The sequence below is a fragment of the Variovorax sp. JS1663 genome (genome assembly GCF_002157355.1).
Taxonomy (GTDB): Bacteria; Pseudomonadota; Gammaproteobacteria; order Burkholderiales; family Burkholderiaceae_C; genus Variovorax.
On the sequence record NZ_LYMK01000039.1, the window covers coordinates 1 to 26,178 of the forward strand.

At 69.4% G+C, this 26,178-nt stretch carries 24 protein-coding genes; 15 read left to right on the plus strand and 9 right to left on the minus strand.

Going from position 1 to position 26,178, the window contains the following annotated elements; translation table 11 throughout:
* Window positions 1-70 precede the first annotated feature (70 nt).
* Genes A8M77_RS26040 through A8M77_RS26055 form a run of 4 tightly spaced genes read left to right on the plus strand, consistent with a single transcriptional unit; the run spans window position 71 to window position 5,643 of the window.
* Window positions 71-1,627, plus strand: a complete 1,557-nt coding sequence (locus A8M77_RS26040; RefSeq protein ID WP_086924425.1) for a formate dehydrogenase beta subunit — start codon at window positions 71-73, stop codon at window positions 1,625-1,627.
* Window positions 1,628-1,646: 19 nt separating this feature from the next.
* Window positions 1,647-4,514, plus strand: a complete 2,868-nt coding sequence (gene fdhF / locus A8M77_RS26045) for a formate dehydrogenase subunit alpha (protein ID WP_086924426.1) — start codon at window positions 1,647-1,649, stop codon at window positions 4,512-4,514.
* A 16-nt stretch (window positions 4,515-4,530) separates the two neighbouring features.
* Entirely contained in the window at window positions 4,531-5,376 is an 846-nt protein-coding gene (gene fdhD / locus A8M77_RS26050) for a formate dehydrogenase accessory sulfurtransferase FdhD (protein WP_086924427.1), read from the plus strand.
* Between the two features lie 9 nt (window positions 5,377-5,385).
* The gene (locus A8M77_RS26055; protein WP_086924428.1) at window positions 5,386-5,643 is read left to right on the plus strand and encodes a formate dehydrogenase subunit delta; all 258 of its coding nucleotides are present in this window, start codon (window positions 5,386-5,388) and stop codon (window positions 5,641-5,643) included.
* On the opposite strand, the gene A8M77_RS26060 is transcribed toward A8M77_RS26055, so the two are convergent.
* Window positions 5,640-5,948, minus strand: a complete 309-nt coding sequence (locus A8M77_RS26060; RefSeq protein ID WP_086924429.1) for a hypothetical protein — start codon at window positions 5,946-5,948, stop codon at window positions 5,640-5,642. The two genes, A8M77_RS26055 and A8M77_RS26060, sit on opposite strands and share 4 nt — an antisense overlap.
* A gap of 142 nt (window positions 5,949-6,090) precedes the next feature.
* On the opposite strand from A8M77_RS26060, the gene ltnD reads away from it, so the two are divergent.
* The 7 genes from ltnD to A8M77_RS26095 all read left to right on the plus strand — a co-directional run bounded on the left by ltnD (window position 6,091) and on the right by A8M77_RS26095 (window position 11,980).
* On the plus strand, window positions 6,091-7,005 hold the full coding sequence (ltnD, locus tag A8M77_RS26065) for an L-threonate dehydrogenase (protein WP_086924430.1): 915 nt from the start codon (window positions 6,091-6,093) through the stop codon (window positions 7,003-7,005).
* Window positions 7,002-8,270 (plus strand): 3-oxo-tetronate kinase, encoded by a 1,269-nt coding sequence (gene otnK, locus A8M77_RS26070; RefSeq protein WP_086924431.1) that lies wholly within the window; start codon window positions 7,002-7,004, stop codon window positions 8,268-8,270. The genes ltnD and otnK overlap by 4 nt, the downstream gene beginning before the upstream one ends.
* A gap of 82 nt (window positions 8,271-8,352) precedes the next feature.
* Window positions 8,353-9,024 (plus strand): class II aldolase/adducin family protein, encoded by a 672-nt coding sequence (locus A8M77_RS26075; protein ID WP_086924432.1) that lies wholly within the window; start codon window positions 8,353-8,355, stop codon window positions 9,022-9,024.
* 11 nt (window positions 9,025-9,035) lie between these two features.
* Entirely contained in the window at window positions 9,036-9,851 is an 816-nt protein-coding gene (gene otnI / locus A8M77_RS26080; protein ID WP_086924433.1) for a 2-oxo-tetronate isomerase, read from the plus strand.
* Window positions 9,848-11,038, plus strand: a complete 1,191-nt coding sequence (locus A8M77_RS26085; protein ID WP_086924434.1) for an amidohydrolase family protein — start codon at window positions 9,848-9,850, stop codon at window positions 11,036-11,038. The genes otnI and A8M77_RS26085 overlap by 4 nt, the downstream gene beginning before the upstream one ends.
* Complete coding sequence (locus tag A8M77_RS26090) at window positions 11,035-11,493, plus strand: RidA family protein (protein WP_086924435.1); 459 nt, start codon at window positions 11,035-11,037, stop codon at window positions 11,491-11,493. Before A8M77_RS26085 ends, A8M77_RS26090 begins: the two co-directional genes overlap by 4 nt.
* A gap of 268 nt (window positions 11,494-11,761) precedes the next feature.
* Window positions 11,762-11,980, plus strand: coding sequence for a hypothetical protein (locus tag A8M77_RS26095; protein WP_086924485.1), 219 nt, complete (start codon window positions 11,762-11,764; stop codon window positions 11,978-11,980).
* 65 nt (window positions 11,981-12,045) lie between these two features.
* Here the strand turns inward: A8M77_RS26095 and A8M77_RS26100 are convergent, their stop codons facing one another.
* The 7 genes from A8M77_RS26100 to A8M77_RS26130 form a co-directional block, all read right to left on the minus strand.
* Window positions 12,046-12,717 carry a TetR family transcriptional regulator C-terminal domain-containing protein gene (locus A8M77_RS26100; protein ID WP_086924436.1) on the minus strand — a complete coding sequence of 224 codons (672 nt, stop codon included), beginning with the start codon at window positions 12,715-12,717 and terminating at the stop codon, window positions 12,046-12,048.
* Window positions 12,718-12,752: 35 nt separating this feature from the next.
* Window positions 12,753-13,715: a PDR/VanB family oxidoreductase gene (locus A8M77_RS26105; RefSeq protein ID WP_086924437.1), complete on the minus strand. Its 963-nt coding sequence runs from the start codon at window positions 13,713-13,715 to the stop codon at window positions 12,753-12,755.
* A gap of 4 nt (window positions 13,716-13,719) precedes the next feature.
* Window positions 13,720-14,739 carry an ABC transporter substrate-binding protein gene (locus A8M77_RS26110; RefSeq protein WP_086924438.1) on the minus strand — a complete coding sequence of 340 codons (1,020 nt, stop codon included), beginning with the start codon at window positions 14,737-14,739 and terminating at the stop codon, window positions 13,720-13,722.
* Window positions 14,740-14,876: 137 nt separating this feature from the next.
* Window positions 14,877-16,271: an FAD-binding oxidoreductase gene (locus A8M77_RS26115; protein ID WP_086924439.1), complete on the minus strand. Its 1,395-nt coding sequence runs from the start codon at window positions 16,269-16,271 to the stop codon at window positions 14,877-14,879.
* Between the two features lie 2 nt (window positions 16,272-16,273).
* Window positions 16,274-17,158: an ABC transporter permease gene (locus A8M77_RS26120; RefSeq protein ID WP_086924440.1), complete on the minus strand. Its 885-nt coding sequence runs from the start codon at window positions 17,156-17,158 to the stop codon at window positions 16,274-16,276.
* The gene (locus A8M77_RS26125) at window positions 17,136-17,939 is read right to left on the minus strand and encodes an ABC transporter ATP-binding protein (RefSeq protein ID WP_192871684.1); all 804 of its coding nucleotides are present in this window, start codon (window positions 17,937-17,939) and stop codon (window positions 17,136-17,138) included. Before A8M77_RS26125 ends, A8M77_RS26120 begins: the two co-directional genes overlap by 23 nt.
* Entirely contained in the window at window positions 17,936-18,757 is an 822-nt protein-coding gene (locus tag A8M77_RS26130; protein ID WP_086924442.1) for a creatininase family protein, read from the minus strand. The genes A8M77_RS26125 and A8M77_RS26130 overlap by 4 nt, the downstream gene beginning before the upstream one ends.
* A 304-nt stretch (window positions 18,758-19,061) precedes the next feature.
* Here A8M77_RS26130 and A8M77_RS26135 point away from each other — a divergent pair, with 304 nt between their 5' ends.
* From A8M77_RS26135 to A8M77_RS26150, 4 genes are all read left to right on the plus strand, one after another.
* Window positions 19,062-19,310: a hypothetical protein gene (locus tag A8M77_RS26135; RefSeq protein WP_086924443.1), complete on the plus strand. Its 249-nt coding sequence runs from the start codon at window positions 19,062-19,064 to the stop codon at window positions 19,308-19,310.
* Complete coding sequence (locus A8M77_RS26140; RefSeq protein ID WP_086924444.1) at window positions 19,310-20,056, plus strand: hypothetical protein; 747 nt, start codon at window positions 19,310-19,312, stop codon at window positions 20,054-20,056. The genes A8M77_RS26135 and A8M77_RS26140 overlap by 1 nt, the downstream gene beginning before the upstream one ends.
* A 169-nt stretch (window positions 20,057-20,225) precedes the next feature.
* Entirely contained in the window at window positions 20,226-23,321 is a 3,096-nt protein-coding gene (locus A8M77_RS26145) for a sensor domain-containing diguanylate cyclase (protein ID WP_086924445.1), read from the plus strand.
* 139 nt (window positions 23,322-23,460) lie between these two features.
* On the plus strand, window positions 23,461-25,344 hold the full coding sequence (locus tag A8M77_RS26150) for a GspE/PulE family protein (RefSeq protein WP_086924446.1): 1,884 nt from the start codon (window positions 23,461-23,463) through the stop codon (window positions 25,342-25,344).
* Between the two features lie 87 nt (window positions 25,345-25,431).
* Here A8M77_RS26150 and A8M77_RS26155 read toward each other — a convergent pair whose 3' ends face one another.
* Entirely contained in the window at window positions 25,432-26,178 is a 747-nt protein-coding gene (locus A8M77_RS26155) for an EAL domain-containing protein (RefSeq protein ID WP_086924447.1), read from the minus strand.

The window sequence follows — 26,178 nt, forward strand, 5'->3', positions numbered from 1 at the left end:
GACGCCCGCCGCCGTGGACAACCCTGCGCCGCAGCTCCACTACGACTGCAATGAAAGAGAGGGTAGTCCAGTGAGCATCACGGTCTACGTGCCGCGCGATTCCGCGGCGCTCGCGGCCGGCGCGGAGCGCGTGGCGCGCCGCATCGCGCAGGAAGCCTCCTCACGCGGGCTGGACGTGACGCTGGTCCGCAACGGCTCGCGCGGCCTGTTCTGGCTCGAGCCGCTGGTCGAAGTGGCAACGCCCGCCGGGCGCATCGCCTACGGGCCGGTGACGGCCGCAGATGTGGCCGGCCTCTTCGACGCCGGCTTCCTGCAGGGCGCGGCGCACGCGCTGCACCTCGGCCCGACCGACGAGATCCCGTACCTGAAGAAGCAGGAGCGCCTCACCTTCGCGCGCATGGGCATCACCGACCCGCTGTCGATCGCCGACTACGAAGCGCACGAAGGCTATGCCGGCCTGCGCCGCGCGCTGGCGCAGGCCCCGGCCGAGGTGGTGCAACAGGTTCTGGATTCCGGCCTGCGCGGCCGCGGCGGTGCCGCCTTCCCGGCCGGCATCAAGTGGAAGACCGTGCTGGGCACGGAAGCGGCGCAGAAGTACATCGTCTGCAACGCCGACGAGGGCGATTCCGGCACCTTCTCCGACCGCATGACCATGGAGGGCGATCCCTTCATGCTGATCGAGGGCATGACCATCGCCGGCATCGCCACCGGCGCGACGCAGGGCTACGTCTACGTGCGCTCGGAGTACCCGCATGCGATCGCCGCGATGAACGAGGCGATCGCCCGCGCCGAGGCGGCCGGCTACCTCGGCGACGACGTCCTCGGCTCGGGCCGCGCCTTCCGCCTGGAAGTGCGCAAGGGCGCCGGCTCCTACGTGTGCGGCGAGGAGACGGCGCTGCTCGAGAGCATCGAAGGCAAGCGCGGCGTGGTGCGCGCCAAGCCGCCGCTGCCGGCCATCACCGGCCTGTTCGGCCAGCCCACGCTGATCAACAACGTGATCACGCTGGCCAGCGTGCCGCTGATCCTGGCGCGCGGCGCCGCCTTCTACCGCGACTACGGCGTGGGCCGCTCGCGCGGCACGCTGCCGATGCAGCTGGCCGGCAACATCAAGTACGGCGGGCTGGTCGAGAAGGCCTTCGGCGTCACGCTGCGCGAGCTGCTCTACGACTACGGCGGCGGCTCGGCCTCGGGCCGGCCGATCAAGGCGGTGCAGGTCGGCGGGCCGCTGGGCGCCTACCTGCCCGAATCGAAGTGGGACCTGCCGCTGGACTACGAGGCCTATGCCGCGGTCGGCGGCACCGTCGGCCATGGCGGCATCGTGGCGCACGACGACACGGCCGACCTGTCGAAGCTGGCGCGCTACGCGATGGAGTTCTGCGCCATCGAGTCCTGCGGCAAGTGCACGCCCTGCCGCATCGGCTCGACCCGCGGCGTGGAGGTGATCGACAAGATCCGCGCCAACCAGAACCGGCCGCAACAGGTGATCCTGCTGCGCGACCTGTGCGACACGATGGTCCATGGATCGCTGTGCGCGATGGGCGGGATGACGCCCTTCCCGGTGCTGTCCGCGCTGGATCATTTCCCCGAGGACTTCGGCCTCGTCGTGCCCGACCGCAAGGCCGCTTGAGCCAGAGAGGAACAAGAACATGCTCGACCACCTGAAAGAAACCGACTGGGGCACGCCCAAGCGCGAATCGGAGCGCGAGGTCACGCTGGAGATCGACGGCCAGCAGGTCACCGTGCCGGCAGGCACCTCGCTGATGCGCGCTGCTGTCGATGCCGGCATCCGCGTGCCCAAGCTGTGCGCCACCGACAGTCTGGAGCCCTTCGGCTCCTGCCGCCTGTGCCTGGTCGAGATCGAGGGCCGCCGCGGCTTCCCGGCCTCCTGCACCACGCCGGCCGAGGCCGGCATGAAGGTGCGCACCCAGACGCCGAAGCTGCAGGACCTGCGCAAGGGCGTGATGGAGCTCTACATCTCCGACCATCCGCTGGACTGCCTCACCTGCTCGGCCAACGGCAACTGTGAGCTGCAGGACATGGCGGGCGTGACGGGGCTGCGCAACGTGCGCTACGGCTTCGATGGCGCCAACCACCTGAAGAGCCAGAAGGACGAATCCAACCCGTACTTCAGCTACGACCCCTCCAAATGCATCGTCTGCAACCGCTGCGTGCGGGCCTGCGAGGAGACCCAGGGCACCTTCGCGCTGACCATCAGCGGCCGCGGCTTCGATTCGCGCGTCTCGCCCGGGCAGGATCAGCCCTTCATGGAATCCGAGTGCGTGAGCTGCGGCGCCTGCGTCGAGGCCTGCCCCACCGCCACGCTGCAGGAGAAATCGGTGATCTGGCTGGGCCAGCCCGAGCACAGCGTGATCACCACCTGCGCCTACTGCGGCGTGGGCTGCGCCTTCAAGGCCGAGATGAAGGGCAACGAGGTGGTGCGCATGGTGCCGTGGAAGGACGGCAAGGCCAACGACGGCCACTCCTGCGTCAAGGGCCGCTTCGCCTGGGGCTATGCGACGCACCAGGACCGCATGCTCAAGCCGATGATCCGCAAGAAGATCACCGACCCGTGGCAGGAGGTGAGCTGGGACGAGGCCATCAACCACGCCGCGAGCGAATTCAGGCGCCTGCAGGCCCAGTACGGCCGCGAGTCGATCGGCGGCATCACCTCCTCGCGCTGCACCAACGAGGAAACCTACCTGGTGCAGAAGCTGGTGCGCGCCGGCTTCGGCAACAACAACGTCGACACCTGCGCCCGCGTGTGCCACTCGCCCACGGGCTACGGCCTGAAGCAGACGCTGGGCGAATCGGCCGGCACGCAGACCTTCAAGTCGGTGGAGAAGGCCGACGTGATCATGGTGATCGGCGCCAACCCGACCGATGGCCACCCGGTCTTCGCCTCTCGCATGAAGAAGCGCCTGCGCGAGGGAGCGAAGCTCATCGTGGTCGACCCGCGCCGCATCGACATCGTGAAGTCGCCGCACATCCGGGCCGCCCATCACCTGCAGCTCAAGCCCGGCACCAACGTGGCGGTGATCACCGCGATGGCGCACGTGATCGCCACTGAAGGCCTGATCGCCGAGGACTACGTGGCCGAGCGCTGCGACGCCGGCTCCTTCGCCGAGTGGCGCGCCTTCGTCTCGAAGCCCGAGAACTCGCCCGAGGCCTCCGAAGAGGCGACCGGCGTGCCTGCCGCCGAGCTGCGCGCCGCCGCGCGCCTCTATGCCACCGCCGGCAACGGCGCGATCTACTACGGCCTGGGCGTCACCGAGCACAGCCAGGGCTCGACCATGGTGATGGGCATCGCCAACCTGGCCATGGCCACCGGCAACGTCGGCCGCGAGGGCGTGGGCGTCAACCCGCTGCGCGGCCAGAACAACGTGCAGGGCTCCTGCGACATGGGCTCCTTCCCGCACGAGCTGCCGGGCTACCGGCACGTGTCGGACAGCATCTCGCGCGCCTCCTTCGAGGCCGCCTGGGGCGTGCGCATCGACCCCGAGCCGGGCCTGCGCATTCCCAACATGTTCGATGCCGCCATCGGCGGCAGCTTCAAGGGCCTGTACTGCGAGGGCGAGGACATCGTGCAGTCGGACCCGAACACGCAGCACGTGGCGGCGGCGATGATGGCGATGGAGTGCGTGGTGGTGCAGGACCTGTTCCTCAACGAGACTGCCAAGTACGCGCACGTGTTCCTGCCCGGCTCCTCCTTCATGGAGAAGGACGGCACCTTCACCAACGCCGAACGCCGCATCTCGCGCGTGCGCAAGCTGATGCCGCCCAAGGCCGGCTATGCCGACTGGGAAGTGACCGTGAAGCTCGCGCAGGCCCTCGGCTACCCGATGGACTACGCGAACCCCGAGGAGATCATGGACGAGATCGCCGCGCTGACGCCGACCTTCCATGGCGTGAGCTACCGGCGGCTGGACGAGCTCGGCAGCATCCAGTGGCCCTGCAACGAGGACGCGCCCGAGGGCACGCCTACCATGCACATCGACCGCTTCGTGCGCGGCAAGGGCCGCTTCATCGTCACGCAGTACGTGGCCACCGAGGAGAAGGTGACGCGCAAGTTCCCGCTCCTGCTGACCACCGGGCGCATCCTGTCGCAGTACAACGTGGGCGCGCAGACCCGCCGCACCGACAACAACCAGTGGCACAGCGAGGACCGGCTGGAAATCCATCCGCACGATGCGGAAGAGCGCGGCATCAAGGACGACGACTGGGTCGGCATCCAGAGCCGCGCCGGTGAGACGGTGCTGCGCGCCACGGTGTCCGAGCGCATGCAGCCGGGCGTGGTCTACACCACCTTCCACTTTCCGGAGTCGGGCGCCAACGTCATCACCACCGACAACTCCGACTGGGCCACCAACTGCCCCGAGTACAAGGTCACGGCGGTGCAGGTCATGCCCGTGATGCAGCCCTCCGCCTGGCAGCAGGAATACAGCCGCTTCAACCGCCGGCAGCAGGAACTGCTGACGCAGGCCTCGCAGGGCACAGAGACGGTGCCTGCCAAGTAACCCGAAGAGGACCCCGATGAGCGTCGCCGCCTTGCCCTCCGCCGTCACCTACGCCGATGCACCCGCCTGCGAGGGCGCCCTGCTGCTGCCCGTGCGCGGCGTGCGCGGCGGCCTGGCCTTCGCCGTGCAGGACTGGGTGGCGCAGGAGGTGCCCGTGGCGCTCGAGTTCAACGGCATTTCGCACGCGGTGATGCTGGCGACGCCGATGGACCTGGAGGACTTCGCGCTCGGCTTTTCGCTCACCGAGGGCATCCTCGACGGCGCGCACGAGCTCTACGGGGTGGAGGCCGAGCCCTCGGAACAAGGCATCACCGTGCGCCTGGATGTGGCTGGTGCCGCCTTCGCGCGCCTCAAGCAGAAGCGCCGCTCGATGACCGGGCGCACCGGCTGCGGGCTGTGCGGCACGGAGAGCCTGGCCCATGTGTCGCGCGAGCTGCCGGCGCTGGACGATGGCGCGCCGATCGACCGGCGCGCCATTGCGAAGGCCATGTCGCGCCTGCAGGCGCAGCAGACCCTGCAGCAGGCCACCGGCGCCGTTCACGCGGCCGCCTGGTGCTCGGCGCAGGGCGAAGTGGTGCTCCTGCGCGAGGACGTCGGCCGCCACAACGCGCTCGACAAGCTGGTCGGCGCGCTGGCGGTCGGCGAGATCGAGGCGGCCACCGGCTTCATCGCAGTCACCAGCCGGGCCAGCTTCGAGATGGTGCAGAAGACGGCCATGGCCGGCGTGCCGCTCCTGGCCGCCGTGTCGGCACCGACCTCCTTCGCGGTCGCGACCGCCGAGCGCGCGCGGCTCACGCTGGTGGGCTTCGCACGCAAGGACGACCTGGTCGTCTACTGCCGCCCTGAACGCCTGCAGAACTGAGATCCGAACATGCACAACCCGACCGCCCAGCTGGTCAAGATGGCCAACCAGATCGGCAGCTTCTTCCAGGCCCAGACGCCCAACGATTCGGTCGCTGCGCGGCAGGCGATCGCGGGGCACCTCAAGTCATTCTGGGCGCCCAGCATGCGGCGCCAACTGATCGGCGAGCTCGACGCGGGCGGTGCCGGCGATCTGATGCCGATCGTTGCCTCGGCCGTGCGCAGCCACCGGGACAAGCTGGTGGGCGCGGCGCAGCCCCAGCCCTAGCCGGCGAGCAGCTTGGCGTGCGCCACGTGCTCGTGGTGCGATTTCAGGAGTGCCTCGTAGAGCAGGCACAGCGGCATGGCGACGAACACCATGCCCGCGACGTAGATGACCAGGCTGGTCACCGGGAAGGTGGGGCCGTCCCAGTAGGGGATCGAGGCCACCGCCGCACCGAGCGCGATGATCGCGATCACGGCCGTCAGCACGTGGCGCATCCAGGTCGTCTGCTGGTAGCCGCGCGGGTCGTAGCGTTGGCAGTCCTGCTGCAAGTCCTGCGATGGTTCGCACTTGTCCCCGTAGTCGTCCATGGTCTTTCCTTGGTTGACGCGCAGGACGATTCTTAGCATGCGGCTGGAGGCAGGGTCAATTCGTGCGCGCCCGATGGAGGAAAAGCCTAGCCTGCGGCCGTGCCACACAATCGACCACTTCGCCAGCAGGAATGAGACACCGATGACATCACCCGTCGGCCTGATCGGCCTCGGCGCCATGGGCGCCGGCATCGCGGCCACCTTGCGCCAGCGCGGCTACGAACTGCACGTCTGCGATGCGCGGCCGGGCGCCGCGGCCGCCTTCGCGCAGCAGGGCGGGGTCGCCTGCGACAGCCCCACACAGGTCGCGGCGGCCTGCGAGGTCCTGGTCTCGGTGGTCGTCAACGCGCAGCAGACCGAGGAAGTTCTCTTCGGCGAGCAGGGTGCGGCCGCCGCCATGAAGTCCGGCAGCGTGTTCGTCATGTGCTCGACCGTGGACCCGAACTGGTCGATCGCGCTCGAGGCGCGCCTGGCGGCGCTCGGCATTCTTTACATCGACGCGCCCATCTCCGGCGGCGCGGCCAAGGCCGCCAGCGGGCAGATGACCATGATGACCGCCGCCCGGCCCGAGGCCTACGACAAGGCCGGGGCGGTGCTCGAGGCCATGGCGGGCAAGGTGTACCGGCTGGGCGACCGCGCCGGCGCGGGCAGCAAGGTCAAGATCATCAACCAACTGCTGGCCGGCGTGCACATCGCGGCGGCGGCCGAGGCCATGGCGCTGGGGCTGCGCGAGGGCGTGGCGCCCGAGGCGCTGTACGAGGTCATCACCCACAGCGCGGGCAACAGCTGGATGTTCGAGAACCGCATGGCCCACGTGCTGGCCGGCGACTACACGCCGCTGTCGGCGGTCGACATCTTCGTGAAGGATCTGGGCCTGGTGCTCGACACCGCGCGCGCCAGCAAGTTTCCGCTGCCGCTGGCCTCCACCGCGCACCAGATGTTCATGCAGGCATCGACCGCCGGTTTCGCGCGCGAGGACGACAGCGCCGTGATCAAGATCTTCCCGGGCATCGAGCTGCCTTCGCCTTCCACCTCCGACAAGACCACCAAGCCATGACCCTGCTGCTGGGCTGCATCGCCGACGATTTCACCGGCGCGACCGACCTCGCCAACAACCTCGTGCGCGCCGGCATGCGCGTGGTCCAGACCATCGGCGTGCCGGCGCAGCCGCTCGCCGCCGAGGTCGATGCGGTGGTGGTGGCGCTCAAGTCGCGCACCATCGCGCCGGCCGAGGCGGTGGCGCAGTCGCTCGACGCGCTGCGCTGGCTGCAGGCGCAGGGCGCGCGGCAGATCTACTTCAAGTACTGCTCCACCTTCGACAGCACGCCGGAGGGCAACATCGGGCCGGTGACCGAGGCGCTGATGGACGCGCTGGGCTGCGACTTCACCATCGCCACGCCCGCCTTCCCCGACAACAAGCGCACCGTGTTCAAGGGCTACCTGTTCGCGGGCGAGGTGCTGCTGAACGAGAGCGGCATGGAAAAGCATCCGCTCACGCCGATGACGGACCCGAACCTCGTGCGGGTGCTGCAGGCGCAGACGCAGCGCAAGGTGGGCCTGATCGACCATGCCGTCGTGGCACGCGGGCCGATGGCGATCCGCGAGCGCATCGCCGCGCTGCGTGCCGAGGGCGCGGGCATCGCGATCGTCGACGCTGTCTCGAACGAGGACCTGCTGCGCCTCGGCCCGGCGCTGGCCGGGATGCCGCTGGTCACGGCGGGGTCGGGCGTGGCGATCGGGCTGCCGGCCAACTTCGGCATCGCGCCGTCGGCGGGCGCTGCCGCGCTGCCGGCTTCGGACGGGCTGGGCGCGGTGGTCTCGGGCAGTTGCTCGCTGGCCACCAATCGGCAGGTGCGCGCCTTCATCGCCGCGGGCCGGCCGGCACTGGCGATCGATCCGCTGCGCATCGCGGCAGGTGTGGACGTGGCGGCCGAGGCGCTGGCCTGGGCGGCGCCGTTGCTGCAGGACGGGCCGGTGCTGGTCTATTCGACGGCCGAGTCGGGTGCCGTGAAGTCGGTGCAGGGGCAACTCGGCGTCGAGGAGGCCGGCGCGATGGTCGAGCGCACCATCGCCGCGATCGCGCGCGGCCTGGTCGAGCGCGGCGTGCGCCGCCTGGTGGTCGCGGGCGGCGAGACCTCGGGCGCCTGCGTGCAGGCGCTGGGCATCGCGCAGATGCAGATCGGCGCGCAGATCGATCCGGGCGTGCCCTGGTGCCATGCGCAGGCCGAGGCGGCGGGCGGCGCGGGCCTGCACATCGCGCTCAAGTCCGGCAACTTCGGCACCGACGATTTCTTCACCAAAGCCTTTACATTCCTGGAATGATCTGCCCCCACGCTCATCACTTCGTGTATCGCTGCCCCCCGAGGGGGCGCTCAGCGGCCTTCGGGCGGCCGGGCGGCCGCTGATGACCGAGAACGAGGCGCGCGAAGAGATCTGCCGCATCGGCCGCAGCCTCTTCGAGCGCGGCTACGTGCACGCCACCGCGGGCAACATCAGCGTGCGGCTGGACGACGGCTTCCTGATCACGCCGACCGATGCCTGCCTGGGCTTTCTCGATCCTGCCCGGCTTGCGCGGCTCGACGGGCGGTTCCAGCAGACCGGCGGCGACCGCGCCAGCAAGACCATCGCGCTGCATGCCCGCATCTATGCTGCCGCGACGGCCTTCGACCCCGGCACCCGCTGCGTGATCCACACCCACAGCACGCACTGCGTGGCGCTCACGCTCACGGCCCCGTCCGAAGAATTGCTGCCCGCACTCACGCCCTATTTCGTGATGAAGGTCGGCCATGTGCCGCGCCTCCCCTACCACCGCCCCGGCGCGCCCGAGGCGGCCGAGGCGGTCGCGCAGGCCATCCGCCGCTACGGCGAGCGCGGCACGCCGATCCGCGCCGTGATGCTGGAGCGCCTCGGCCCCAACGTCTGGCACGACACGCCGGCCGCGGCCATGGCCGTGCTGGAGGAACTGGAAGAGACCGCGAGGCTCTTCCACCTGAGCGCGGCGCACGAGCCGCCGCCCCAAGCCCTGGGCCCGGCCCAGATCGACGAACTGCGCCAGACCTTCGGCGCCCGCTGGTGAGAGCACCCCCCATGCCCCGATTCGCCGCCAACCTCTCGATGCTCTATCCCGAGCTCGATTTCCTCGACCGCTTCGAGGCCGCCGCCAAGGACGGCTTCCAGGCCGTCGAGTACCTCTTCCCCTACCCCTACGAGCGGCGCGAGCTCAAGGCCCGCCTGTCGGCCAACGGCCTGCAGCAGGTGCTGTTCAACGGCCCGCCCGGCGACTGGGACGGCGGCGAACGCGGCCTGGCCTGCCTGCCCGGACGCGAGGCCGAGTTCCGCGAAGGCGTGCTGAAGGCGCTGGACTATGCCGAGGCGCTGGATTGCCCCCGCGTGCACGTCATGGCCGGGCTGGTGCCGGCCGGCACGGAGCGCGAGGCGGTGCAGCCCACCTACGTCGAGAACCTGCGCTGGGCCGCGGCCGAGGCCGCCAAGTCCGGGCGCGACCTGCTGATCGAGCCCATCAACACGCGCGACATCCCGCGCTTCTTCCTCAATCGGCAGGACCATGCGCACGAGATCGCCGAGGCCGTCGGGGCGTCCAACCTGAAGGTGCAGATGGACCTCTACCACTGCCAGATCGTCGAGGGCGACGTGGCGATGAAGATCCGCAAGTACCTGCCCACCGGCCGCGTCGGCCATTTCCAGATCGCGGGCGTGCCGGAGCGGCACGAACCCGACGTCGGCGAGCTGAACCACCCCTACCTGTTCCGCGTGATCGACGAAGTGGCGGCGCAGTGCGGCTGGCAGGGGTGGGTCGGCTGCGAGTACCGGCCCGCGCGCGGTGCCGTGACGCGTGGCACCTCCGACGGCCTCGGCTGGCTGCGCGTGGTGCCGCAGGCATGAGGCTCGAAGCGCTGCGCATTCCGCCGCGGCTGCGCGGCTTTGCCGCGGGCGAGGCGGAGGTGTTCGACCTGCAGATCGAGGGCGCGCACGTGGCTGCCATCGAGCCCAGCCGCCAGCCGGCCCGCGGCACGCTGCTGAGCGCGCCCGTCGACGCGCATGCCCACATCGACAAGAACTACACGGTGCGGGAGGTGGGCGCGGCCGAAGGCAACCTCTTCGCCGCCATCCAGCGCATCGCCGCGCACCGCGCAGGTTGGACGGCCGAGGGGCTGCGTGTGCGCATGGAGCGCGCCCTCGGCGAGGCCTGGCAGGCCGGCACTCGCGCCTTGCGCACGCACCTGGACTGGATCGGCACGGACGCGCCGGCCTCGCTCGCCGTCTTCGAGGAGCTGCGCGCCCGCTGGCATGGCCGCCTGGCGCTGCAGTTCGCCGCGCTGGTGCCGCTGGACGTCTACGCCGACGCGGCCGCCGGCGAGCACATCGCGCAGACGGTGCAGCGTGCCGGCGGCGTGCTGGGCGCCTTCGTCTACCGCAACGAGGGCATCGTCCACAAGCTGGGCCGCGTGTTCGACCTGGCGCAGGCGCACCAGCTGCCGCTCGACTTCCACGTGGACGAGGGCCTGGATGCCGACGCCACAGGGCTGCGCAGCATCGCCCAGCTGGCCATCGCGCGCGGCCTGCACGGCCGCGTGGTCTGTGGCCATGCCTGCTCGCTGGCCGTGCAGGAGGACGGCTTCGCCCGCGAGACCCTCGCCCTGTGCGCGCAGGCCGGCCTGCACCTGGTGGCGCTGCCCACCACCAACCTGTACCTGCAGGGCGCCTGGGACCGGACGCCGGTGCAGCGCGGCATCACGCGCATCCGCGAGGCGGCCGCAGCCGGCGTGCGCGCCAGCCTGGCGACCGACAACGTGCAGGACGCCTTCTACCCCTACGGCGGCTACGACCTGATCGAGACCTTCGGCCTGGGCGTGCAGATGGCGCACCTGGCCCCGGCCGCCGACTGGCTGGACACCATCACCCTCAACCCCGCGCACGCCCTGGGCCTGGACTGGGACGGCCGCATCGCACCCGGCTGCCCGGCCGACCTCGTGCTGCTGGCGGCGCGCGACGAACACGAACTGCTGGACGCGCGCGGACGCCGCCGCACGGTCATCCGCGCCGGCCGCATCCTGGAGAAAACCGAATGAGCATGGGCAAACCGATGGCCAACTACGCGGCCGCCAAGCGCGTGGGCGACTTCGTCTTCATGAGCGGCGTGGTTGCCGTCGACCCGGCCACGCGCCGCGCCGTCATGGGCTACGAACAGATTCCCGAGGAGGCCCGCGAGGCCCTGCGCGGCCTGGGCTACGCCACCGGCCAGATGTCGGTGGACGTGTTCGAGGCGCCGGTGGTGGCGCAGAGCTGGTTCGTGCTGGAGCGCATCCGCCAGATCGCGGCCGAGCACGGCGGCACCATGGACGACGTGGTCAAGCTGGTCCAGTACTTCCGCCGCCTGCCCGACTACGCCCTCTACAACCGCGTGCGCGGCCTGTTCTACCCGGGCGAGCCGCCGGTCAGCACGGTGGTGGAGGTCTCCCGCTTCCTGCCGGGGGACGAAGTCCTCGTGGAGGTGGAGGCGACGATGTATCTGCCGCAGCACTGACGGGTTGGCCCCCTCGCAGCGCGCCTCGCGCGCCGGCGCGGCCTGGGTGTGCCCGCGGATGAAAAGTCTCGTGGAATCTCGCAAATCGTGGCATTTCGCACAACCGAGTGCGGCGGGGGCGCGTAATCCCCTGCAACGCGAGGCGGCGTGGATCGTTAATCAGGACGAGCCCAGGCACGGTTGATGCAAGGCCACCGGCAGGAGGGTTCACATGCCGGCTCGCTTGATCAAGGCGTTCAATTCCTTGCCCTTTTTGCAGGAGACGATCATGTCGCACAGTTCCACGATGCAGAACGCGGAAGCGTTCGAGATCCGCTTCCAGTCATTGTTCAATCAGGGGCGCGCACTGACCTTCCCCTGCGACAGCACGGGGATGGTCAATCTGGACGCGATGAGCGAGAAGGCCCGCAACAACTACCTTTTCGCGCGCGGCATGATCGGCCGCGAGTACGCGATGCCCTTCGTCCAGGCTTGCGAACCGCACTGACCGCCGCTTGACGAAATCGTCAAGCCACTGCCGCGGTTTGACGATTTGATGAATGGCGGTGCGCCTCAGCGCACTCCGGCCCCCTTCAGCAGGAATTCCGTCACCTGCTCGGTGAGATACCGCCGGTCCTTCTCGTCGCTGACCGGCACGTCGCGGAAATAGGCCACCTGGGCCGCATGGTCGGCGTAGAACTGGGTCACGGCCCAGAGGTGGAAGAGAAAGAGCATCGGGTCCACCGGATCCATCAGCCCGCGGTGGATCCAGTTCTGGATGACGGCAGCGGCCTGGTTGGTGCGCTGCTTGCTCGTCCCCATCATTTCCCGGATCACCGGCGCACCCCGCATCATCTCGGCCGCGAAGATCCGCGAGCGCAGCGGATGCTCGAAGGAGAACAGCATCTTGCGCTGGATCAGGTCCGTGAGCACCTTGCGCGGGCCGAAAGCCTCGTCGCTGAAGCCGAACACGCCGATCCAGTCGTTGATGATGTCCTGCAGCACCTGGCGGTAGAGCGCCTCCTTGCTCTCGATGTAGTAGTGCAGCTGCGCCTTCGACAGCCCCGCCTTGTCGGCGATGGCCTGGGTGGAGGCGCCGGCCAGCCCGTCGGCCGCGAAGACCTCGACCGCCGCCTGGTAGATCACCCCCAGCACCTGCGTGTACTTGCGCGCGCGGCCGCGCGTGGCGGGCGCGTCGGCCTCCTCGGCGGTCATGGAGTCGGTGGCGCTGGATCGTCGGGTCATCGGGACTGCATGGTGCCAGAGTGGCGGCGCTGCGCTCAGAGGTCCAGCACCAGCTCTTCGCCCTTGGCGCGCGAGCAGCACAGCGCCACCTTCGCGGCGCGCTCGCCGCCGGTCAGGCAGAAGTCGCGGTGCTCGGCGCCGGCGCCCTCCGCGCCGACCACGCAGGTGCCGCACAGGCCCTGCTCGCAGGAGATGGGGATGTCGATGCCGAAGGCATGCAGGGCATCCACCGCCGTCTGGTCGGCCGCCACCGGCACGCTGATGCCGCGCCGGGCGAGCCGCAGCGTGAAGGGCCGGCCGCCCGCCACCGCCGCACCGGCGGGGGCCGCGAAGTACTCGGCATGCTGCGCCTCCTCCGGCCAATGGGCCGCGGCTTCGCGCACGGCCGCCATGAAGCCGCCGGGGCCGCAGACATACAGGTGGGCGCGGGGCGGACGCTCGGCCAGCAGCTGCCGAAGGTCGATCTTCCGCCCGGCCTCGCCGGTGTCGAAATGCAGCCGCACGTGCGGCGCCAGCAACGGCGTGCGCAGCGCCTCGGCGAAGGCCAGGTGCTCCTCGCCGCGCACGAAGAGGCAGAGCACGAAGTCGGCGCCCTCGCGCGCCAGCGCCTGCGCCATTGCCAGCAGCGGCGTCATGCCGATGCCGCCGGCCAGCAGCAGGTGGCGGCGGGCCTCGGGGCGGATCGGGAAAGTGTTGCGCGGCGCGCTGATCGGGATCAGGTCGCCCTCGCGCACCCGGGCATGCATCGAGGCCGAGCCGCCGCGGCTCGCCGCCTCGCGCTTGACGCCGATCAGGTAGGAGGACGCCGCCGCCTCGCCGTGCGCGCGCGCCAGCGAGTACTGGCGCGAGAAGCCGCCGGGCATGTGCACGTCGATGTGGGCCCCGGCCTGGTAGGGCGGCAGGGCGCGGCCGGCCGGGTGGGCCAGCTCGAAGGACAGGATCTCCGGCGTCTGGCGCGCGATGCGCGCCACCCGCACGGTGAGGGTGCGCTCGGCCATGGTGCTACTTCGCAGCCGCCTTCCGCAGTTCCAGGCCCGTGCCCTTGTTGACGAACTGCGTCGTGTAAGCCTCGGCGTAGTTGAAGTCGCCGTCCTTGTACAAGCCGGTGGCGATGGTCTTGTCGTGGAAGTCTTTCATCCGCGCATCGCTGATCGCACCGATGCCCTTGGTGGCCGCGTCGCCGACGTCGATGTGGTCGCGCAGGATCGGAATGGACTTCTCGATGTACTCGTCGCTGATGTCCGGGTTGATCTTCCTGATCAGCGCATCGGCCGCCTTGCGGTCGCCATAGAGGTAGTTGTAGTAGCCGATGTTGGATGCCTCGACGAAGCGCCGGACCAGGTCCGGCTTGGTCTTCACGAGTTCCTGCCGCGTCTCGATCACCATGCCGTAGGTCGACCAGCCCGCGTCGGCCAGCGACAGCACCACCGGCTTGAAGCCGGCCTGCTTCTCCACCGCCAGCGGCTCCGAGGTCGCATAGGCCTGCTGCACCGACTGCTTGTCGGCCAGGAACTGCGACAGGCTGTAGTTGTAGGGGCGCACCTGCTCGTCGCGCATGCCGTAGGCCTTCTTCATCCACTGCCAGTAGCTGATCTGGCCATCCTTGGCCAGCAGCACGGTCTTGGCCTTGGTGAGGTCCGCGAACTTCTCGATGCCCTGGCCCGGGTGGGCGATGATGGCCTGCGGGTCCTTCTGGAAGTAGGCCGCGACCACTACCGTCGGCACCTTCTGCTTGATGTTGTCGAAGGCCATCAGCATGTTGCCGGTCATCAGGAAATCCACCTTGCCGGCCGGCAGCATGGGCCGGTTGTTGACCTGCGGGCCGCCCTGCTGGATGTCCACGTCGAGGCCGAACTTCCTGTAGGTGCCGTCGGCCAGCGCCTGGTAGAAGCCCCCGTGGCCGGGCTGGGCGCGCCAGTTGGTGGCGAGCACCACCTTGTCCTGCGCGATGGCGGCGAAGGCGTAGCCGGCCAGCAGGGTGGCCAGCAGGGCGCGGGCGGCGAAGGGGGCTTGAAGCTTCATGGCTTGTCTTCCTTGGGTCTGGGGGAAAGGTGGAAAGGGAGAGAGGCGGCCGCCACCGGGCCGCCCCAAGGCGAGCCGCGCCTCCCCCTCGGGGGGTGGAGTTACACGCAGCGAAGCGAAGTGAAAAGCCGGGGGGCTCATGTTGCTCGCGCCATGTCGGGCGTCCAGCCGCGGGTCTTGCCGGGGTTCATCAGGCCCATCGGGTCGCTCTTCTTCTTGAATTCGATCTGCTGCGTGTCGATGGTCTTCATGCCGCCGTCCTCGATGGTCACGACGTGCGGGTTGAAGATCACGCAGCCGCCCTCGGACTCGATCTCGCGCATCACCTCGTACTGGTGGGCCTCGCCCTTCCAGCGCACCAGCAGGATCGAGAAGGTGCCGTACTCGCCCCCGGCGCGCGCGAACTCGTGGTGCTGCAGCACGTCGTCGCCGAAGAGCGCAATGTGGCGGTCGACCACCGCCGGGTCGAAGGGCTGGGCGTAGGCCACCTGCAGGTAGGTCCAGCTGCGGTCCACCTTCAGCGCCTGCAGGGTGGTGTGGTTGTAGGCGCACTCGTAGGCCGGCGGCAGGCCCATCGCCTGCAGCTCGGCCTCGGTGCCGGCCAGCGAGATGCGGCCGCCGCGCGATGCGGCCAGCGCGTGCAGCGCCGGCATCGAGGCGGGCGCGGCCATCATGAACATCGCGTGCCGGTCGGGCGGGAAGTGGCTGCCCAGGTTCGCGTAGTAGGGCGAGAAGCGCGCATCCACCGCCGACAGGAGGAACAGGTCGATCTCGGGCGTGCTGGCCGCCACGCCGAAGTCCATCACCTGCCGGTAGCTGGGGAACAGGGCGATGCAATGCACCCAATCCACCGCCGGGCTCAGCGCCACCTCCACGTCGAGGATCACGCCGTTGGTGCCGTAGGCATGGTGCACCTGCTGGATCTCGTCGCCGGCCAGCTCGATCACCCGCGGCTCGCGCTCCACCGTCATCACGCGCGCGCGCAGCAGGTTGCCCGGGTCGCGCAGGATGCCGTGGCGGATCGAGCCGATGCCGCCGAAGCCGCCCGCGATGAAGCCGCCGATGGTGGCCACGTGCCAGGTCGACGGCCACATGCGCAGCGCCTGGCCGGTCTCGGCCACCGCCAGCTCGATGTCGTGCATGCGCGCGCCGGCCTGCACGCGCACCCGGCCCTCGCCGACCCCGAGCACGCGGCACATCGGCGTGACGTCGAGCACCAGCCCGCCCAAGAGCGGTACGCACTGGCCGTAGTTGCCGGTGCCGCCGGCACGCACGGTGAGCGGCAGCTTCCACTTGGCGGCCACGGCCGCGGCACGGCGCACGTCCTCCTCGGTGCTGACCTTGACGACGAGGTCGGCGACGCAGCCGGCGAGCTGCTGCGTGAGGATGGGGCTGTACCAGTAGAAGTCCTTGGACAGCTGCTTGCGCTGGCCGGGCGAGGCGATCACGTTCAGGCCCTGGAGGTCGCGCGCCACGGCGTCCCAGTCCACGGCGCGGCCGATGGCGCGCTCGGCGATGGTCACGGCATCCATGGCTAGCGCTCGCCTCGCATTTCGCTTTCGTGCCAGTGGCCCAGCACCATGCGCGAGAGCGCCGCGAAGACGATGAAGATCGCGATGCCCAGCAGCGACACCAGGAACAGCGCCGCGAACATCATGGGGATCTCGGTGCGGAAGCTCGACTCCAGGATGCGCGAGGCCAGCCCGGTCTCGCGCCCGGCCGTGCCGGCGGTGAACTCGGCCACCACCGCGCCGATCAGGCTCAGGCCACCGGCGATCTTGAGGCCGGCCATGAAGTAGGGCAGGGCGCTGGGCACCAGCAGGTAGCGGAACAGCTGCCAGGGCGAGGCCCGGTAGAGCTGGAACAGGTCGCGCAGGTTGCGGTCGGCGCTCTTCAGGCCGATCACGGTGTTCGACAGGATCGGGAAGAAGGCCACGATCCACGCACACAGCAGCAGCGCGGCGGTGGTGCTGGAGACGTAGATCAGGATCAGCGGCGCGATCGCGATGATGGGCGTGACCTGCAGGATCACCGCGATCGGGAACAGGCCGATCTCCACCCACTTGAAGAGCGCGAAGCAGATCGCCAGCAGCACGCCGCCCACGATGGCCGCCGCCAGCGCCAGCAGGGTGAGCTTGACGGTGAACCACAGCGCTGCCGAGAGCGTGTCCCAGTTGTCGATCAGCGTCGTGAAGATCAGCGAAGGCGCGGGGATGATGTAGTGCGGCACGTCGTTGACGCGCACCAGCAGCTCCCACAGCAGCAGCAGCGCCGCGACCAGCGCGGTGGGGATGGCGATTCGCAGCAGCGACTCGCGCCGGCGCAGCCGGTCTTCGTGCGCCTGCAGATCGGCGGCGGAGGGCGCGGCGGCCTGCAGCTCGGCCAGGGCAGGCTTTTCAGTGATCGATGTCGACGCCATGGAGGGCTCCGTGCAGGGATTGCGACACCGCCGTGCAGTGCACGTTGTAGCGGGTGGAGGTGCGGTAGGCATCGCCGCGCGGGTAGGGCTCGTCGATGCGGATCTCCTCGATCACGCGGCCGGGGCGCGGTGCCATCACCACGATGCGGTTGGACAGGTAGACCGACTCGTAGACGCTGTGGGTGACGAAGATGATCGAGAAGCGGTGCTCGCGCCAGATCGCGAGCAGGTCGTTGTTGAGCTTGATGCGCGTCATCTCGTCCAGCGCGGCGAAGGGCTCGTCCATCAGCAGCAGGCGCGGCCGCGTGACCAGGGCGCGCGCGATGGAGACGCGCATCTTCATGCCGCCCGAGAGCTCCCGCGGGTAGACCTCGGCGAAGCGCGACAGGCCCACCATCTCCAGCGCATCCTTCACGACGGGCGCCGCGGCCTCGCGCGAGACGCCGGAGAGTTTCAGCGGCAGCCAGACGTTGTCGAAGACGCGGGCCCAGGGCATGAGCGTCGGCTCCTGGAACACGAAGCCCAGCTCGCGGTCGCGCCCGGCGCTTCGCGCCGATGCGCCCGCCCAGGCCAGATCGCCCGCGCTGGGCCGCGTGAGGCCGGCGATCAGCCGCAGCGCCGTGCTCTTGCCGCAACCCGAGGGGCCGAGGAAGCTGATGAAGTCGTGCTCGCCGCAGTCCAGGCTCATGCCCTGGAGCGCGAGCGTGCCGTTGGCGAAACGCTTGCTGACGTTGCGCAGGCGGACCAGCGCCGCGGTGTCGTGGTGCTGCTGCATGGTCATTGCCAGGCGGGCTCGTTGGCGAGGCGCTCCAGGGGGAAGCGATCCACTTCCTGCAGGAGCTCGCTGAAGCGGCGGCCGACGTGGTCGAGCACCGCGGCGCCCTTTTCCGCCGTGGCCAGCGTGGCGTCGCCGGCCGCGCCCTGCGGATTGATGTCGTGCATCTGCCAGCCAAGCTTGCCGCTGGGGGTGATCGAGAGGAAGCGGTTCTCCTTCGCCAGGTCCTCGGTCATCGAAGGGAAGCGGCGGAACTGCGCCGGGCGCACGTCGTTTGGCGTCAGGTGCAGCATGACCGAGCTCTCCAGGTCGCCGGCATGCACGCCGTGCCGGCCTTCGTGCGCGCTGAAGAGGCCCTCCGGCAGCCCCAGGGTGTACCAGTTGGCGGCCACCACCATCATGTCGTGGCGCTCGCGCAGGTCGCGCGCCACGATGTCCATCACCGACATCTGGCCGCCGTGGCTGTTGAAGAGCACCAGCTTGCGTACGCCGGCCTTGGCCACGCAGGCGCCGATCTCCATCCACATCGCGATCAGCGTCGAGGCCGAGACCGTGAGCGTGCCGGGATAGCGCGAATGCTCGTTGCTCTTGCCGTAGGCCACGGTGGGCAGGAACAGCACCGGCAACGCGTCCGGCAGGTGCGGCAGCGTCGCGCGCACCATGCCGTCGATGGTGGCCGTGTCGGTGGACATGGGCAGGTGCGGGCCGTGCTGCTCGGTGGCGCCCACCGGCAGCACCGCGATGAGCCGCGAGCGGTCGAGCCGCGCAAAGGCTTCGCTTGTCAAGTCGGACCAATAGCGGCTATGGGGTCGTGTGGCGTTCATGAGACAGGCCTCGCCAGGAGTGGGTTTGTCTAAATTATCCACTTGGATAAAAAAGAGTCGCTATGGTTTACCCGTAATTAGAAGAGGATGGATGAAAATTTTGATCAATCGGTTGATCTTGAGGGCTTCGACGGGATCGGTCATTCAGGGAGATGAACTGGATACGACGGGGGCATCAGGTGCTGTCTGACAAGGGACGCGGATCCAGCGGTCAACAAGTAGAACTTTCCGCCGTCCTTCAAAGGCTTTCCGGCCTGGGCGGAGCGGTGCATTCGCCCTCCGCCGGTCCTGTCAGGAGTCCACCATGAACTTCCCCAGCCCTGTCCACGCGACGGCCGCATGCGCCGCCTTGACCGCCACCCGGCTGCGCGAAGCGGCGCAGGCGCAGATCGTTCGCGCCTTCCGCGTGCAGCTGGGCGGCGGTCCCGAGCCCTCGGACGAAGTGGTGGCGCTCTTTGCGCGCCTGGCGGCGTCCGAACTGAGGCTGCACCGCCGCGTGGTGGCAGTGGCAGTTGCGCTGGAGCCCGCCGACCACGACGGCGGGAGGCTGTGATGGCCGCGGCCACGGTCGTCATTCCGGAGCGACAGAGGCCCGCGGCCACCGTCGCCTTCGGCAGCCTGTTCGACCTGGCGCGCCTGCGGCGCCAGCCGGCCGAGGCCGAGGTCTGCGAGGCCTGCCAGACCATCAACGCGCGCCATGCGTGCTTCTGCAAGGGCTGCGATGGCAAGTTGCCGGCCTACTTCGCCGCGGTGGAAGCGGGCACGCCGGTCTCGCCCCCGGCAACGGATGGCGATCCCGAGGAGCGCCGCAGCCGCATCGCCATCGTCGCGCTGGTCGTGCTGTGGGGCACCGTGACCGCGGTCGCGGCGCTGCAGGCGCACGGCCCTCGGCCGGCGGATCCGGGCACGCCTTTCGAACAGGCCGCCGTGGCGGCACCGGGCGAGCGCCTGTCGGCGCCGGTGGGGATCGAATTGGCGGCTGCCGCGGAACATGCCGCCCAGCCGAGCCATCCCGCCCCGTCTGTGGAAACGCCGCGCGAGTTGTCGGCAGCCGCGCCGGGCGCGGATGCGGCTGACAGCAGGCCGGTGCGCAAGGCCACGCCGGCATCGGTCCGTCCGACGCGCAACCTGGCTGGCGGCCCCGCGGCCCGCTGTGATGGGCGCAACTTCTTCGCGCGCGCCGTGTGCATGAACAACCAGTGCGCCCGGCCCGACGCGCGCCGGAGTCCGCAGTGCGCGGAGACCGTGCGCCAGGCACGACTTGGCGAAGCGCGGCGCAATCCCAAGCTGGCCGGCTGACGAGGGACTGACCGGCGGCGGCCCAGGGCGGCCAGATCGTGATGCGCGAAGGGCCCGCCCGGGGCCGGCAGTGGAGCGGGCTGCGCTACGATGCGGCCGCGGACCTGCGCGAGGAGTGAGGTGGATCCGCGCCCATGAACAATCCCTCCGGCGTGCTGCACCACCGTCGATGAATTCACCAGGTCTGAGCAAGAGGCGCATCGGCCTGAACACCCGCCTGGGCCTCGGCGTCGCGGCTGTGGTGCTGGCCGCGACCCTTGCCATTGCCACGATCGCGCTGCACCTGGTCAAGGCCAGCATGGAGTCGGCCATCACGAGCGAGCAGCTCGGCCACGTGTCCTTCGTCGCGGATGCGCTCGACCAGAAGTTCGCGAGCCGACGGACCCTGCTGGCGACCCTCGCCGAGAGCGTGGAGGCGCTGGACCCGGCGAGCGAGGTGCCGCTGCAGGCCTTCCTCGAACAGCATCCGTCCCTGCGCGATGCCTTCGACAACGTCGCGTTCATCGACCTGGAAGGCGGGCTCGTCGCCAATCTCAACGGGGCGCAGCAGATCGGCCGCCTGAACGTGAAGGATCGCCCGTACTTCCGCGACACCGTGGCCTCCGGTACCGGCACGATCTCCGAACCCTACCGCAACCGGCTCAACGGGCTGGCGCAGGTCGCCATCACCGCACCGGTGAAAGACCGCGCCGGGCAGGTCCGCTACGTGATCTCGGGCTCGATCAACCTGAAGGAGCGCAGCATCCTTGGCGAGCTCGCCCAGGTCAGGTTCGGGAACACGGGCTACCTCTTCGTCGTCACCCGCGACGGCGTGGTGGTCGACCATCCGCGCGACGAGCGCATCCTGAGCCGCGCGAACGCCGAGGGGCCGGCCGACCTGGAGATCGAGCGGGCGATCGCCGGCTTCGAAGGGGTGACCGAAGGCCGCAGTCCCGAGGGCACCCTGGGGCTCTACGTCTTCCAGCAGCTTCGCCAGACCCCCTGGGTGCTGGGGTCGATGTATCCGCGCAGCGAGGCCTTCGCACGGATCGAGTCCATCGAGCATGTGGCCTGGGGCGGGGCATTGGCCCTGGCGCTGGCGGCGGGCGCCATCGTGTCGGTCGTGGTGCGGCGCCAGCTCGCCCCGCTGACGGCGCTGCACGGGCGCATGCTGGACGCACGGTCCGACGCCGCGCCCGGCGAGCCCGCGGTGGCGCCCGGCTACCGGGACGACGAGATCGGCGATCTCGCCTACACCTTCGACCAGCTCATGCGCGAGCAATGGGCAGGCGAGAAATTCCTGCGCGACATCACCGACAACATCCCGGTCATGGTGTCGCATGCGGACGCCCAGGGCCGCTACACCTTCGTGAACGCCAGGCTCGCCGAGCGCCTGGGCCGAAGCAGGGCCGAGCTCATCGGCGAATCCGCGCAGGGCCAGCCGGGCAGCGGCAACTACGCCATCCCGGACCGCTACCTGCAGCGCGTGATGGCCGGCGAGCACGTGACCTTCGAGCGCCGGGGCTCCGTGCGCCACGGGGAGGAGCCGCGCTTCTTCCAGACCGACCTGATCCCGGACCGCGACGCCGCGGGCGCCGTGCGCGGCTACTACGCCATGACTTCCGACATCACGGAGCGCAAGCGCATCGAGCTCAACCTGGCGCACAGCGAGGCGCGGATCCGCATCATCGCGGACAACATCCCGGCGCTGGTCTCGCACGTGGACGCATCGCTGATCTACACCTTCGTCAACGCCAAGGTCCGGGCGCTGCACAACGACAACGCGCTGGTGGGCCAGCCCATGCCCGAGAAGCGCGGCAGCGCGGATTTCGCCGTGGTGGAGCCCTACTACCGCCGCGCCCTGGCCGGCGAGACGGTGATCGTGGAGAAGCGCGGCGACCCGAAGCTGGGCGTGGGCGACCGGACCTACAAGGCGCACTACATCCCCGACACCGACGACGTCGGCATGGTCCAGGGTGTCTTCGCGATGACCTTCGACATCACCGATGAGGTGAGGGTCCGCAACGCGCTGGCCGAGCAGGAGAAGCGGCTGCGCGACGTCACCGACAGCATTCCGGCCCTGGTGGGCTACTTCGACCGCGAGCTGCGCTGCCACTTCGCCAACAGCCGCGGCCGGCAGATGGCCGGCCTGGGTGACGGGGCGCTCGACGGCGTGACGCTGCCCTCGGCCATGGGCGAGGCGGTCTATGCGCAGCAGGCGCCCTACGTCGCCCAGGTGCTGGCCGGCGAGACGGCCCGCTTCCAGGTGGAGGCGCCGCTCTACGACAAGACCGGCTACTTCCAGGTGCACATGATTCCCGACCGGAACCTGCAGGGGCAGGTGCTGGGCTTCTATCTGATGGCCTTCAACGTCACGGCGCTGAAGGAAACGGAGCTTCAGCTGGCCGAGAGCGAGATGCGCCTGCGCGCCATCACCGACAACATCCCTGCGCTCATCACCTACATCGACAGCGACGAACGGATCACCTTCGCCAACGGCACCTACCGCGAATGGCTGGGGCTGGACCCCGCCCTGCTGCTGGGCAAGCACATCCGCGAGGTCGCGGGCGAGGAGCTGTACCTCGCGCGCAAGGGGCTGGTGGACCGGGCGCTCGCGGGCGAGCGGGTCGAATTCGAGGCGCAGACCCGCAAGGGCGAGTTCGACCGGGTCACCCGCGTCATCTACGTGCCGCACATCGCGGCGGATGGGTCGACGCGCGGCATCTTCTCCCTGAGCTTCGACGTCACCGCCCTGAAGGCGGTGGAGCGCAAGCTGATCGAGCTGGCCCGCGTCGACACGCTCACCGGACTGCCGAACCGGCTGGCCTTCAACGAGCACCTGCCCGCCGCCATCACGCATGCGGCGTACGCGGGGCGCGGCATGGCGCTCATGTTCCTCGACGTCGATCATTTCAAGTCGATCAACGACACCCTGGGCCATGCGAGCGGGGACGGGGTGCTGGCCGAATACTCGAGAAGGCTGCGTTCCAGCGTGCGCAGCACCGACACCGTGGCGCGTCTGGCGGGCGACGAGTTCGTCGTCGTGCTCGAGGACCTGGACACCCAGGAGGCCGCCGCCGTCGTGGCGCGCAAGATCATCCGGCAGATCGGCGGCTCGCCCTTTCAGGTCGATGGCCGCAGCCTCGACATCACGACCAGCATCGGCATCGTGTTCGTCCGCGACGTCGATGCCACCATGGCGCCGGGGGACCTGCTGGCCCGCGCGGATGTCGCGCTCTACAGCGCGAAGGCGGCGGGACGCAACACCTTCGCATTTGCGCCCTGACAAGCTGTGAGCTGAATACTTTGGTAGCGAGATCGCGACGCGAATGCGATGCCGGCCGGCCCCGTCGCGCGCTTCGGGCTGACAAGTATGCTGCCGGGGCTCAGAATCCTTGGACACAACAACGCAGGAGATCGATGCAATGGCATCTGCCGAAGTCGTCACGCCACAGCAACTCTTGAAGGAAATCGACGCCCAGAGCCGCATGCCGATCCTGCGCATCGGGCAGGCGCTGATGTCGCTGGGCATGATCACCGACGAGCAATTGCGCGAGGCCCTCGCCAAGCAGCAGCTGGACCGCAGCGTGCCGCTGGGCGAGACCCTGGTGCGCATGGGCGTGGTGAGCCGCGCGCAGTTGCAGACCGCATTGGCGCGGAAGATGGGTTATCCGCTGGTCAACGTGCAGGAGTTCCCGGCCGCGACGGAGGCCCTGCGCAAGGTCAGCTACGGCGTGGCGCAGCGTCTGCAGGTCATGCCGCTCATGATCCACGACGGGCGGCTGATCGTCGCGCTCGATGACCCGGCCAGCCGCCGTTCGGCCCTGGACGAGGTCGAGTTCATCGCCCAGATGAAGGTGATCCCGGTCCTGAGCCAGGCCCTCGACCTGGACACCGTGCTGAGCAAGGCCTACGAGAAGATCGGCGCGCAGGGCGACAAGCGTGCGCCCGCCACCGACCCGATGGCCATCGACTTCGACCTGGCCGGCACCAGCGAGCTGCTGCAGACCCTGGAGAAGGAGGACCGCGCGTCCGAGGACGAAGAGGCGGCGATCGAGCAGTCGGACAACTCGCTGGTGCGGATGATCAACAGCATGATTCTCGAAGCGCACCGCGAGGGCGTGTCGGACATCCACATCGAGAGCTATCCGGGGCGGGACAAGACCCGCATCCGCTTCCGCCGCGACGGGCGGCTCTACACCTACCTGGAGCTGCCGCCCAACTACCGCAATGCGATCGTGGCGCGGGTGAAGATCATGTGCGATCTGGACATCAGCGAGAAGCGCAAGCCGCAGGACGGCAAGATCAACTTCTCGAAGTTCTCGCCGCAGCACCGCATCGAGCTGCGCGTGGCCACCATCCCCACCAACAACGGGCTGGAGGATGTGGTGATGCGGATCCTGGCCTCGGCCAAGCCGATCCCGCTGGACCAGCTGGGGCTGTCGAAGCGCAACCTCGAGCGACTGACCGAGGCAGTCGATCGCCCCTATGGCATGGTGCTGTGCGTCGGCCCGACCGGATCGGGCAAGACGACCACGCTGCACTCGGCGCTCATGCACATCAATACGCCGGAGCGCAAGATCTGGACTGCGGAGGACCCGATCGAGATCACGCAGGCGGGCCTGCGGCAGGTGCAGGTCAATCCACGCATCGACTGGACCTTCGCCAAGGCCCTGCGCGCCTTCGTGCGGGCCGACCCCGACGTGATCATGGTCGGCGAGATCCGCGACGAGGAGACCGCGAAGATGGCGATCGAGGCCTCGCTCACCGGCCACCTCGTGCTGTCGACCCTGCATACGAACAGCGCGCCCGAAACGGTGACGCGGCTGCTCGACATGGGCATGAACCCCTTCAACTTCGCGGATTCGTTGCTGGCCGTGCTGGCGCAGCGGCTGGTGCGGCGCATCTGCCGGCATTGCAGCGAGAGCCGCCCGGCCAGCGCGGAAGAGATCGACGAACTGGTGGGCGACTACCTGCACGTCGTTCCGTCGCAGGACACGCCGGAGCGGCGCGATGCCTTGCGGCAGTCCTGGGTTCGCCAGCATGGCCGCGAGGGCGCGCTGCACCTCCACGCGGGCAAGGGATGCAAGCACTGCGGCGAGACCGGCTTCCGGGGGCGCGTGGGCATCCACGAGCTGATGGTGGTGTCCAAGGGCGTGCGACGGCTGATACAGGAAGGCGCGCGCGCCGAGCAGCTGCAGGAAGCGGCGCTGCGCGAGGGCATGCGCACCCTGCGGCAGGACGGCATCGAGAAGGTGCTGGCGGGACTGACGACCATCGACGAAGTGCGCGCGACCAGCAACGTGTAGGCGGGCCGCGCCGCCGGCCTGTGCCGCGGCGCACTGGAGTACCTTCGCCTGCGGCTGCGGTATTCGCCTTCGGAACGGCCGTGCGGCTCAGGCCGCGTCCCAGTTCACCGTGGGCAGGGTGCCGATGGTGGGCCGTGCGAACAGGAAGCCCTGGAAAAGATCGACGCCCAGCTCCAGCAGCACCCGGGCTTCGTCGGCCGCCTCCACGCCCTCGGCGATCACCTTGATGTCGAGCTCGTCGCAGGTGGTGACGAAGCCCTTCACGATGGCCACCCGGACCGGATCGACGTGGATGTCGCGCACCAGGCTCATGTCGATCTTCACCACGTCGGGCTGGAAGGCCGCGAGCAGCTCGAAGTTCGCGTAGGCGGCGCCGAAGTCGTCGATGGCGGAGGTGAAGCCATAGCGCCGGAAGATGTGGAAGGACGCCGCCAGGCCAGGCAGGTTGATGACGCGCTCGCCCTCCGTGATCTCGAACATCAGGTGGTTCGCCGGGAAGTTGCAGCGCATGGCGGTGTCGATGGCGGTGCGGAAGCACTCCTCCTGGCCGGCCACGTCGTTGGGCATGACGTTCAGGCTGAGCTTGGAGCTCATGCCCAGCTGCGCGGCCATCTCGATGGCGCGCACGCGGCAGGCCTCGTGGAAGGCGAAGCGATGCTGGGGTTGGACCCGCGAGAGCACCCCGGTGGCGCCTTCCCCCGCCAAGCCGCGCACCAGCGCCTCGTGCGCGAAGACCTCGCGCCGCACCGGGTCGACGATCGGCTGGAAGGCGATCGTGAAGTCCGGGCCGATGGCGGGCGCAGCGGCGGGGGGCGTGGCGGTGCCGGTCGTCAT

Coding starts and splice junctions, on each gene's coding strand:
- fdhD (WP_086924427.1), top strand. CDS start 4,531: ATGAGCGTCGCCGCCTTGCCCTCCGCCGTCACCTACGCCGATGCACCC.
- A8M77_RS26055 (WP_086924428.1), top strand. CDS start 5,386: ATGCACAACCCGACCGCCCAGCTGGTCAAGATGGCCAACCAGATCGGC.
- otnK (WP_086924431.1), top strand. CDS start 7,002: ATGACCCTGCTGCTGGGCTGCATCGCCGACGATTTCACCGGCGCGACC.
- A8M77_RS26095 (WP_086924485.1), top strand. CDS start 11,762: ATGTCGCACAGTTCCACGATGCAGAACGCGGAAGCGTTCGAGATCCGC.
- A8M77_RS26125 (WP_192871684.1), bottom strand. CDS start 17,939: ATGACCATGCAGCAGCACCACGACACCGCGGCGCTGGTCCGCCTGCGC.
- A8M77_RS26140 (WP_086924444.1), top strand. CDS start 19,310: ATGGCCGCGGCCACGGTCGTCATTCCGGAGCGACAGAGGCCCGCGGCC.
- A8M77_RS26105 (WP_086924437.1), bottom strand. CDS start 13,715: ATGGCCGAGCGCACCCTCACCGTGCGGGTGGCGCGCATCGCGCGCCAG.
- fdhF (WP_086924426.1), top strand. CDS start 1,647: ATGCTCGACCACCTGAAAGAAACCGACTGGGGCACGCCCAAGCGCGAA.
- A8M77_RS26060 (WP_086924429.1), bottom strand. CDS start 5,948: ATGGACGACTACGGGGACAAGTGCGAACCATCGCAGGACTTGCAGCAG.
- A8M77_RS26075 (WP_086924432.1), top strand. CDS start 8,353: ATGACCGAGAACGAGGCGCGCGAAGAGATCTGCCGCATCGGCCGCAGC.
- A8M77_RS26100 (WP_086924436.1), bottom strand. CDS start 12,717: ATGACCCGACGATCCAGCGCCACCGACTCCATGACCGCCGAGGAGGCC.
- A8M77_RS26110 (WP_086924438.1), bottom strand. CDS start 14,739: ATGAAGCTTCAAGCCCCCTTCGCCGCCCGCGCCCTGCTGGCCACCCTG.
- A8M77_RS26145 (WP_086924445.1), top strand. CDS start 20,226: ATGAATTCACCAGGTCTGAGCAAGAGGCGCATCGGCCTGAACACCCGC.
- ltnD (WP_086924430.1), top strand. CDS start 6,091: ATGACATCACCCGTCGGCCTGATCGGCCTCGGCGCCATGGGCGCCGGC.
- A8M77_RS26130 (WP_086924442.1), bottom strand. CDS start 18,757: ATGAACGCCACACGACCCCATAGCCGCTATTGGTCCGACTTGACAAGC.
- A8M77_RS26085 (WP_086924434.1), top strand. CDS start 9,848: ATGAGGCTCGAAGCGCTGCGCATTCCGCCGCGGCTGCGCGGCTTTGCC.
- A8M77_RS26120 (WP_086924440.1), bottom strand. CDS start 17,158: ATGGCGTCGACATCGATCACTGAAAAGCCTGCCCTGGCCGAGCTGCAG.
- A8M77_RS26090 (WP_086924435.1), top strand. CDS start 11,035: ATGAGCATGGGCAAACCGATGGCCAACTACGCGGCCGCCAAGCGCGTG.
- A8M77_RS26115 (WP_086924439.1), bottom strand. CDS start 16,271: ATGGATGCCGTGACCATCGCCGAGCGCGCCATCGGCCGCGCCGTGGAC.
- A8M77_RS26155 (WP_086924447.1), bottom strand. CDS start 26,178: ATGACGACCGGCACCGCCACGCCCCCCGCCGCTGCGCCCGCCATCGGC.
- A8M77_RS26150 (WP_086924446.1), top strand. CDS start 23,461: ATGGCATCTGCCGAAGTCGTCACGCCACAGCAACTCTTGAAGGAAATC.
- otnI (WP_086924433.1), top strand. CDS start 9,036: ATGCCCCGATTCGCCGCCAACCTCTCGATGCTCTATCCCGAGCTCGAT.
- A8M77_RS26135 (WP_086924443.1), top strand. CDS start 19,062: ATGAACTTCCCCAGCCCTGTCCACGCGACGGCCGCATGCGCCGCCTTG.